Annotated in this window: 3 protein-coding genes; all 3 read left to right on the top strand. The window is 69.8% G+C overall.

Annotation, left to right across the window (positions count from 1 at the left end; all coding sequences use genetic code 11):
* The first annotated feature begins 459 nt into the window (after nt 1-459).
* The gene (locus ACFY9V_RS15170) at nt 460-7335 is read left to right on the top strand and encodes a hypothetical protein (RefSeq protein ID WP_391161554.1); all 6876 of its coding nucleotides are present in this window, start codon (nt 460-462) and stop codon (nt 7333-7335) included.
* A 383-nt stretch (nt 7336-7718) separates the two neighbouring features.
* A complete protein-coding gene (locus tag ACFY9V_RS15165; protein ID WP_391161553.1) occupies nt 7719-8603 on the top strand; it encodes an RICIN domain-containing protein in 885 nt (294 codons plus the stop codon).
* Nucleotides 8604-9272: 669 nt separating this feature from the next.
* The gene (locus tag ACFY9V_RS15160) at nt 9273-9641 is read left to right on the top strand and encodes a hypothetical protein (protein WP_391161552.1); all 369 of its coding nucleotides are present in this window, start codon (nt 9273-9275) and stop codon (nt 9639-9641) included.
* Nucleotides 9642-10513 lie beyond the last annotated feature (872 nt).

Raw genomic sequence — 10513 nt, 5'->3', positions numbered from 1 at the left:
AGTCCGAATCCGATGGACAATCCGGGGCGTCGGTTGGGTGGTCCGGGTGAGAATCCGTTCCCCGCGCCCGAGTCGAAGCCGCAGGGTTCCGGCGGGCCGGAGTCGCACTCCGACCCGATGGCGAACCCCGGCCGGACGCTGGGCAATGGGAAGCCGGTGCCGGGCACGGAGCCGCGTTCGGGTGGTTCTTCTGAGTCGTCGCCGGTGCCGTTGAGTCCGAATCCGATGGACAATCCGGGGCGTCGGTTGGGTGGTCCGGGTGAGAATCCGTTCCCCGCGCCCGAGTCGAAGCCGCAGGGTTCCGGCGGGTCGCAGTTGCACTCCGACCCGATGGCGAATCCCGGTCGGACGCTGGGCGGCGCGAAGCCCGCGCCGGATTCGGGCTGGAAGGAGCCGGGTCGGGGCGGATCGTCCGGGACATCATCCGGAACGTCGTCCAAGCCTGTCAGCTCCGATCCGATGGAGAATCCGGGACACCGCCTGGGCGGCGGCATCCCGGACCCGAACGGCCTGTGGAAGCCGCCCGGTTCAGGCAACCGGGGCGACGGCTCGCACGGGGCCGGACCGAAGCTGCCGCCCGCGCCGAAGCAGCCGACGCGCAAGGGTCCCGGTTACGACGGTCCTGCGACGCTCGACGACGTACCGGGCGGGCGGTCGAACTCCGGCAACGGGAGTTCGGGCGACGGCCCCGGCAATCTGCGTCCGAACCAGGGCAACAGCAGCCACACGCAGATCGAGACCGCGCCGCCGCCGCACGAGCCCGGTTCCGGTAAGGACTCCGGTTCCGGGAACGGCAGTCGGCCCGACGGCGGCCAGACCGTACCGCCGGTCGGCAAGGAACCCCCGGCCGCCGCACCGCACACGAAGGAGGCCCCGCCGACCACGGTGGCCCCCGAGCCCAAGTCGCCCGCGCCCTCCGGCAAGGAGGGCAAGCAGCCTCAGAACGGCAAGTCGACGTCGGAGACCACCACCGAGCCCGCCCCCGCCTCGTCGGACAAGGGCAAGGGCAAGGAGCCTGCGACCGATGAGGGCAAGGGCAAAGGCAAGGAGCCCGCGTCGGAGGAGGCACCCCCCTCGGAGCACGTGCCGCCGGGCGAACAGCCGCATGGGCAGGAGGGGTCGGGCCACGGTCCCGGTCTGAGCGAATTCGACAAGGTGATCCTGGCGCACGAGATCAACCGCGAATTGCACCGGCTCGATCCACGCCGCCCTCCGGTCCGCCCAGGAGACGTGGACGAGCTGCACGCCCAACTGCCCCACTGGCGGCAGCGCATGCCGTTGCGGCCACGCGGTGAGGCGATCGCGCAGACGATGGTGACGGGCAAGCCGCTGTCGCTCCCCGGCGGGTCCTCGCATTCGGGTTCGGGAGGATATTCCAGGACGTCCGTCTTCACCGACCCGAGGGAGCAGAGCAGGCCGCCGGTCTCGTCCTCCGGGCGCCGGTCGAGCCGGCGGTCCTATCCTTCCCCCGGGTCGGTCCAGCGGCCTGGCCTGCTGTCCTACCCCTCCTCCGGGCTCGGCCGCCGACCGATCGCGCCGCCCGCCCCCGCGCCGAGGAGGCAGCCCAGCAGCTCCGGGTCGCGCGGGCAGTCGTACGCCCCGCCGCCGTCGGGATCGAGCCGACAGTCGTACCCGCCGCCGTCGGGATCGAGCCGACAGCCGTACCCGCCGCCGAGTTCGAGCCGACCGCGCACCCCCGTCTCTGACATCGGGGACGTGGAGATGATGGACGCGCCGCCCCCGGAGCACGCCCCCTTCTACGCGCCGACCGCGACGGTCCGGCCCCACGGCATCTCCGACAGGCATTGGCACGACATCCTGGAGGCCCAGCGGATCTCCGAGCGATGGCACACCGACTACTACCGGCGAATGGGCCTTCAAGAGGAGGCGATCCGCCAGAACCTGCGAAATCAGGGAATTCCGGTCTCTCCGCACGACACATTGCCGTTCGAGCCGCTGCCGCGCGAGATCGAGTTGTTGAACTTCGGTCATGAGGTCTTCGCAGACGTACGCCGCATTCTCCACGGGGGCCAGTCGAATCAGGCGTCCTCGGTCGCGGCGACGGGCGGGGCGCTCCAGATTCGCCTTTCCCTGGCCCGGCAGGTCGCTCCCCGGGAGCAGCCCAGAAATACCATGGAACAACTGGGGCAGAGCGCGGCCACGGCATCCATCACCGGCACGGGCAACTGCGGTGAGCACGCGGCCTTGACCTACACGCTCGTGAACCGGCACAGGCTGCCCGACGGCATGCGTATCTGGTACGTGCCGCTGAATCTGCACCGGGGTGAACGCGGCGACAACCCCGTCGCCCCGTACACCGACCATGTGTTCATCGCGGTCGGTTATCCCGAGCGGCCCCGTAACATCGTCATGCTCGACCCGTGGGAGGTGAACGCGACTCCGATCTTCGCCGGGGATCCCGCTTTCCGCTTCCCGTTCCTGGTCGGTCCGCGCAATGCGCCGTCGATCAACCCGCGGGCCGTTCTTCTGCCGAATGACGGAATCGACTACCTGGCCATCGGCCATCGTCAGATCGGGCACGAAGTCCACGACATCATGGATTTCACCGGTACGCCTCTCCCCGCCAGCCAGTACCAGGGGGTGTACAACATGTATCAGGACTTCGCCATGCCGGCGCCCGTCCGGAACATGTATCCGGCCGGCCCCGCGTGGGACGCCTATTTCGCGCACCGGCACCCCCAGCAGCCCGGCTTGATCCGGCCGGGCGGTTCGTCGGGTCAGCCGTCGGGTCTGATCCGGCCGGGTGGTCCGTCGGGTCAGCCGCCCGGCCTGATCCGGCCGAGCGGTTCGTCGAGTCGGCCGAGCGGTTCGTCGGGTCGGCCGAGCAGCTCTTCGGGTCGACCGGCCGGGCCGTCGCGGCAGCCGAGCGGCATGTCACGTCAGCCCAGCGGTTCTTCGCGTCGGCCCAGCGGCTCATCGCGCCAGCCTGGCGGCTCTTCGGGTCAGCCCAGCGGTTCTTCACGGCGGCCGAGCGGCTCGTCGCGTCGGCCGAGCATGCCGTGGGACCAGCCGGGCGGCCCGGCCCGTACGGTGGGCGGTTCGCCGGACACGGGGATCGATCCGATCCGGGAGCAGTGGGGCATCGGGCGGGTGGTCACGCTGGCGGAGCCGCGCTCCGGCACGGGTCTGGTGCGCGGTCCTGCCCCGGAGGCCGGTCCGCGTACGACCGGTCGACCTGGTGAGTTCGCGGTGTTCGACCTGCCGCTGCCTCCGGCCGACACGCCGTCGTCGTCACGGCCGTTGGGGTACGAGGTCGATCCGGGCGGCTGGATCAGGCTGCCGGACGGCAGCGTGCTGTCGCCCGGCGGCTGGGTCAGCTTCGGGGACGACTTCATCCACACCCCCACGGGCGCGATCATGCACGGCGACAGCGGCTGGATCGGCGAGGTCGGCAACATCGAGCAGATCGCCGAGACCTGGCACCACTTCGACCCGTCGGCGGCCCCGCACCTGCCGGTGCCCTCCGGCGACGGCCTGCACATGGTGCCGGTACACCCCGGCGACCAGGCCGTGCACATCCCGCTGCGGCCGCGTACCGACTCGGAGACGCAGGCGGTGGCCCCGATCGCGCACCCCGGCTCCGGGACGCCGCGGCCCCGTGGCCCCGTGCCGACCGGCACGGCGGCCACGGCGGCCACGGCGGGCACATCCGGTTCACCGGGTCCGTCCGCCAAGGGCAAGGAGCCCGCGACGGAGGGGACTTCCGGCTGGGACGAGACGCCCGCGGCGGCCTGGGCGCCCGTCGTCCGGCCGATGGCGCCGACGCCGTCCGCCGTGCCGTCGCCTCCCGCGCAGGGGACGTCCGGCCACGGTTCCGACCTGAGTGAATTCGATCAGGTGGTCCTGGCCCAGGACATCAACACGGAGCTGCACCGGCTGGACGCGACGCATCCGCCGGTGACGGTGGCCGATGTGCCGGAGCTGCACGCGCAGTTGCCCGACTGGCGGCAGCGTATGCCGCTACGGCCGCGTGGCCAGGCCATCGCGCAGATGATCGTCACCGGTCGTCCGATGTCGCTCCCGGGCGGGTCATCGTCGTACTCGGGTTCGGGAGGGTATTCCAGGACCACCGTCTACACCGATCCGAGGGAGGAGAGCCGGCCGCCGGTGTCGTCTTCCGGTCGCCGGTCGAGCCGCCGGTCCTATCCCTCCTCCGGGTCGGTCCGGCGGACGGGCGTGTTGTCCTACCCCTCCTCCGGGTTCACCCGCCGACCGAGCAGGGAGTCCTCCTTCGCCGAGCCGAGCAGGCAGCAGTATCCGCCGTCGTCGGGATCGAGCCGACAGCCGTATCCGCCCACCGCCGGATCGAGTCGGCAGCCGTACCCGCCGACCGCAGGGTCGAGCAGGCAGCCGTATCCGCCCACCGCAGGGTCGAGCAGGCAGCCGTATCCGCCGGCCGCGGGGCCCAGTCGGCCGCCTGCGCGCTCCTTCGAGCCGGAGGACGTGGAGATGGCGGACGCGCCGCCCTCACCCCGCCTGCCGAGCTGGCAGCCCGCCCCCTTCTACGTACCGACCGCGACGGCTCCGCCGCCCGGCATGGCGCCCGAGCAGTGGTTCGCCATCGAGCGGCTCAACCGTCAGTCCGTGCAGTGGCACACCAACTACTACGCGCAGCGGGACGCGGCCGAGGCGGCGAGTCGCGGCGGACGGCGGGTGGGGATGGGCGAACCCCTTCCGCCCGACATGCTCCCGTCGGAGCCTTTGCAGAACGAGCTGTGGCTGATGGACCTCGGCCATGAGATCTTCGCCGGGGTACGCGAGATCCTGCACGGAGGCCAGTCGAATCAGGCGTCCTCGGTCGCGGCGACGGGCGGGGCGCTCCTGGTGCGCAACCACCTGGCCCGTCAGGTGCCCCGCGTCCAACCCCGCAATATCCAGGAGTCGTTGGGGCAGAGCGCGGCCCAGGCGTCACTGGTCAACACCGGCAACTGCGGTGAGCACGCGGCCCTGACCTACGTCCTCCTGAACCGGAGGCAGCTGCCCCCGGGGATGCGGATCTGGCACGTGCCGCTCAACCTCCACCCGGGCGAACACCCGTTGCACGCCATCGCGCCGTACACCGACCACGTGTTCATCGCGGTCGGCTATCCCGAGCGGCCTCGCAACATCGTGCTGCTCGACCCGTGGGAGGTGAACGCGACTCCGATTTTCGCCGGAGACCCCGCTTTCCCCTTCCCGTTCCTGGTCGGTCCGCGCAACGCGCCGTCGATCACCCCGAGGGCCGTTCCGCTCCCGCACGACGGGGTGGACTACCTGAACGTCGGCCTCAGCCAGATCGACACGGGCGCGATCCTCAACATCATGGACTTCACCGGCACGCCTGTCGCGGCCAGTCAGTACGAGGGCTTGTACAACATGTACCAGGACCTCGCGATGCCGTCGCCCGTCCGGAACATGTATCCGCCCGGGCACGCTTGGGACGTCTACTTCGCGCACCGGCACCCTCGAATTCCGGGCTCGAACCGGCCGATTGGCGGTTCGTCAGGTCGGCCGGGAGGGTCGTCGGGCCGCCCGGGGAGTTCGTCGCGGCGGCCGAGCGTGTCCTTGAGTCAGCCGGGCGGGCTGTCGCGGCGGTCCAGCGTGTCCTCGGGGCGGCCGAGCGGACTGTCACGGCAGCCGAGCGGTATGTCGGGCCAGCCCAGCGGGTCTTGGGACCGTCCGGGCGGGTCGTCGAGCCGACCGGGCGGGTCGTCGGGTCGGCCGGGAAGTTCGGCGGGGCGGCCGAGCGGCTCGTGGGATCTGCCGGGCAACCGGTGGGGAGCGCGGGGCGGTTCGCCGGACGTGGGGATCGATCCGATCCGGGAGCAGTGGGGCATCGGGCGGGTGGTCACGCTGATGGAGCCGCGCTCCGATACGGGTCTGGTGCGGGTTCCCGCTCCTGCGGCGGGTCCGCGTACGGCCGACAGGCCCGGCGAGTTCGCGGTGTTCGACCTGCCGCTGCCTCCGGCCGACACGCCGTCGTCGTCACGGCCGTTGGGGTACGAGGTCGATCCGGGCGGCTGGATCAGGCTGCCGGACGGCACGGTCCTGTCTCCGGGTGGCTGGGTCAGCTTCGGGGACGACTTCATCCACACGCCGACCGGCATGATCATGTACGGGGACAGCGGCTGGATCGGCGAGGTCGGGAACATCGAGCAGGTCGCCGAGGTATGGGACGAGCTCGATCCGTCCGCGACCGCGTACGTGCCGGTGCTCTCCGGCGACGGCCTGCACATGGTGCCGGCCCTGCCGGGGGACGAGGCGGTCCACGTTCCCGTGACGCCTCGTACCGGCACCTCTTTCGCGGCGCCGCGCGTGCGGGCGGGCGCGGACGTTCCGCCGGGGAAGGGCAAGGAGCCTGCTACGGATCAGGCTCCGGCGGCGGGCGAGGTCCCTGTCACGTACGAGGTCCCTGTCACGTACGAGGCTCCTGACACGGAGCAGGCGCCCGTGTCCCGTCCGGTACCGGTCGAAGCCGTGGCACCGGCGGCACCGGCGACGCCCGTGGCACCGGCGGCACCGGCGATGCCCGTGGCCGTACGTCCGTCGCTCGCCGCCCCCGAACTCCCGTCCCCCGCACGCTCGCAGGAGGACCGGCTGGCCGAGCGCGGGCTGGCGCCGCTGTACATCCTCGACCAAGGGGACGCGGTGACACACGCGTTGACCGCCGTCGCGCCCGTGGAGAGCGGACGGCTCGTGGGGCACGGACGGCCCGCCGGGTCGCAGGAGTTGCGGGACACCCTGGCCGACGCGCTCGTGACCGACGCGCAACGGCCGCCGGGGGAGCGGCGGTTGTGGCCGCCGCTCACGGGCCTGACCGCCCCTGGACGGACGGTGCCGCTCGTCGGCTCCGAGGAAGCGGCCGTCGAAGCCGTACGTACGGGGACCGGTTCCGATGACGCGGACTGGCTCGTGCTCGCGGTGGCCGCACCCGTGCTCGGGCTCCGGGTCACCGTACTGACGCCGGACGGAACCCCCTGGACGGCAGGACCGGACGACGGCCGCCCCGTCCTGCTCTTCCAGCAGGCGGACCCCGCTCCGTACACCGCGCGGTGGGCGGCGACCGAGCCCGTCGGCGGCGTACCGGAGCAGCGGCCCGTACCGCCCGTATCGCCGCTGTCGGCACCGGAGTTGGCCTCGGACCAGGCCCCGGCTCCGGTGCCCTCGGCACCCGACCGGCACGTGGCGGCCACCGTCCCGTCCTCGCCCCCGTCCGCGCCGCTGCGACTCGGCTTCGGTACGGCTAGTGGCCCGCGGCACCGGGCCGCCTCCGGCGGGGAACCGGCGCCCGAGGTCTTCTTCGGCTCCGAACCGCGCCCGGCCACGAGGCGGTGAGGGCGAGAGCGCCGATCGCCCCGGACACCTCGGCGGATCCGGTGCCCGCACCGGCACCGGATCCGCGAGAGGAACCGCCGTAGCGGGGTGCACGCGCCGTGTGATATTCGTGGTGCGCAAGGGGAGTGGGGGACTCCGGTCACCAAGCGGTACGGGCACCGCCGCGCACGGCACGCGGCCGGTGGACGCCGCACCGGGCCGGGCGGCGCCGTCCCGCCGGTCCTTCTGCTCATGTCGTGCCCATTCCGTGCCCATCCGGTTTCGGGGGCGGCCGTTGGCCTCGGTCCTGGTGCTTGACTGGCCGGGTGTGACCTGAGGGCCTTCATGTGCGTCTGAGCGATGGGCATCTCTTTGTTGGACTCTTGGCGAGTGGGGAACGGGCGTTGAGCGACACCGATCAGGACGAGGCGAAGCGGCGGCGGCGGGCACGGTTCGTCGAGGTGCTCACGAGCAGTGCCCGTCAGCCGGGGGAGCGTTCCCGGCTGGGCTCCAGGGTCGCGGGCGCCACGGCCGTACTGGCGCTCGCCGCGGGCGCCACCATGGGGATCGGCGCCTGGCGCGGCCACCAGGCCGACCAGGACGCGAAGGAGCTCACGGCCGCGCAGACCAAGGCGGCCGACCGGCTCGCCCACCTCCCCACCGGCTCCGTCAGCCCGACCGCGAAGAAGCCGAGGCCGAAGCCGTCGCACTCCGCCACGCCCAAGGCGCCGGTCCACACCACCCACTCGCCGACGCCTTCGCCGAAGCGGTCCAAGAAGGCGACCGCCACTCCCACGCCGACCATCGCCGTCTACCCCTCCACCGCGCTGCTCCTGAACGCCGCGACGGCGCTGTGCGCCGACATCCCCTACTTCGGCGCGGGCAAGGTCGGCGGGTCCGTCAACACCCACAAGTGCGACGGCACCAGCAACGACAACCAGATCTGGAACATGCGCGTCCAGCCCGTCGGCAAGGGCCCCGGCGGCACCGACCTCGTCCTCTTCGTCAACGCCAAGGACGATCTCTGCCTCGACATGCCCAACCGCGGCCCCCAGCCCGCCGGCACCACCCTCAACGAGGCCAACTGCGACGGCACCCTCGCCGACAACCAGCTCTGGTGGCTCGAACCCGTCGGCAACAGCGCCGTCCACATCCGCAGCTTCATCAGCGGCAACCTCTGCATCCGCCCCGGCAACGTCAGCCCCGGCGGCTCCGACCGCCGCCTCATGATCGCCACCTGCGGCACCAACGACGAGTCCCGCTGGTTCCTCTACCCCGTCTCCTCCTGACCCGCCGCCCGCCCCTCCCTCGCCAACGCGTGAACGCACTCCGGTGAGGTGCACAACTGGTGCGGTCCCCGTCAGCTTTCGCCGAATCCAATCGCGGCGGTTGAGCGTGAACAGATAGCATCCGCGCTGCCGAGGGGGTGCGTATGACATTGGTGAAAAAGGGATCACGACGGATCGTGGTCGATGGCGTGACCTACCGGTGGCGGCTGCGGCGCAGGCCGACGTACGACCAGCTCCTCGGCTGGGCGCCTTGCACATACGCGGTCGAACGCGCTGATCGGTCCGGCGCAGTTCTCACCGTCAGAACAGATCAACCGCACATGCGGAACGCGGTCCATTCGGCGGGCAGCCCGGTGCTCCCATCAGATGTCGCCTCCGCTGTGCGCGCTGCCCTCACACGTGGCTGGGCCCCCGAGAACCCCGGTCCCCTGTTCCGTCTCGACCAGTCGAAAGCCTTCTCCCCTTGGCCTGGATAGACGTTCACCGACCCGTCGTGACCGGCGATCACTGGCAAACGGCCGCCGCGGTCCGCCGCATCCGGCCGCACATACGCAAAGCCCCCGACCTCACCGCTGACGCTGCTGGCAGGGTGAGCCGGTGTGCCTGACCAGGGTCAAACGGGTGGCGGAGCTGCGGAGTTCACAGCCGATACGACCTTGGCCGCGTTGCGTGAGGCGTGCGCGTCGGCTGGCCTGGACCTGGGAAGCCTCCACCGGGCGGCTGCTGAACACCGCCCTGGATATGCAGTCCGGTGCCACCCATTTGGATGCAACTGCCTACACCTATGACCCGGCCGGGCAGATCACGTCCATCAGCGACGTACAGGACGGCGGCGGCACCGCGAAAACCGACACGCAGTGCTTCACCTATGACTACCTCCAGCGTTTGACGCAGGCGTGGAAAACACGGCTGCCGTTGATTACGGCGGCGTCCAAGCCGTCGACGGCGCCAAAACCCTCGGGGATGGCCTCAATCAAGCCTACGACGAAGCCCACGAATCAGGGATGCAGCCGCCCAGTGAAATGGCCCGGAGCATGAGAATTGTATTCACGAGAAGGTAAATTTACGGACGAGGTGACCGGGGCGGAAACTTGACATGAGGCCAAATCCGGTAAATTTTAGGACATGACACAGGCGGACATTCCGGATCATTGCCTGAAGGCATTATCTCGCGGCTCGAAAGAAGGGCATTCCGTGGCAGATGATCCCGAAGGAGAGCGGCTAATAAAGTATGAGTAGAGAATCGTCGATCGATTTTACCTTTGAAGTCCCATTGGATATTAAGGGGGTCATCCGTGGTTTGCGAGAGGCTGGGGTAGAGTTTGATCGTGAGGGTATTTCGTATTTTGTAAATGCCGAGGATGATCTGTACGATTGAATCCGGGCTGACTCCGCCGATCTGGATGCAGTGCTGTGCCTAATCGAGAATTCATGGATCTCCGGATCGGTGAGTGGAGTTGCCGTAGGGATTCGAAATTCTGAAAGCGGTGGAGACCTGCTTTTCTTCCCGGGGTATTCTCGGGTGACTTTCTCGGCAAGTGTGAACAAGAGGCTCATTTCGAAGTCCTCTGGGTTCGCTGATCTGGGCTGGTACTGTAAGTTTTTCATTCCGATTCTTGAGCCATTCGGCCTCGTTGCAGTAAATTCCTCCGATTTTTAAGAATGCATCCTAGTCCCGCCGCGAGGTTATCTTCGTTGCGTTTCTGGTTCATTTCAGATAAGCGAAGCTTTCGTCAGGCGGGCGTCGTCCAGGCCAGCCGGACTGCTCACGACCCGAGCCCGGTCCTCCTCGATGTACGCCACCCGCAAGTCGACCGCCCGCCACATCGCATCCACGAGCCACGGATCATCCGTCGTCGCCGTCACGCCGCTCTGCCCCCAACTATCCGTCCGTCACCTGCGGTCCAACG

It is taken from the genome of Streptomyces sp. NPDC008317, assembly GCF_042955955.1.
Classification (GTDB): domain Bacteria; phylum Actinomycetota; class Actinomycetes; order Streptomycetales; family Streptomycetaceae; genus Actinacidiphila.
This window is presented reverse-complemented; position numbering and strand designations above follow the sequence as displayed.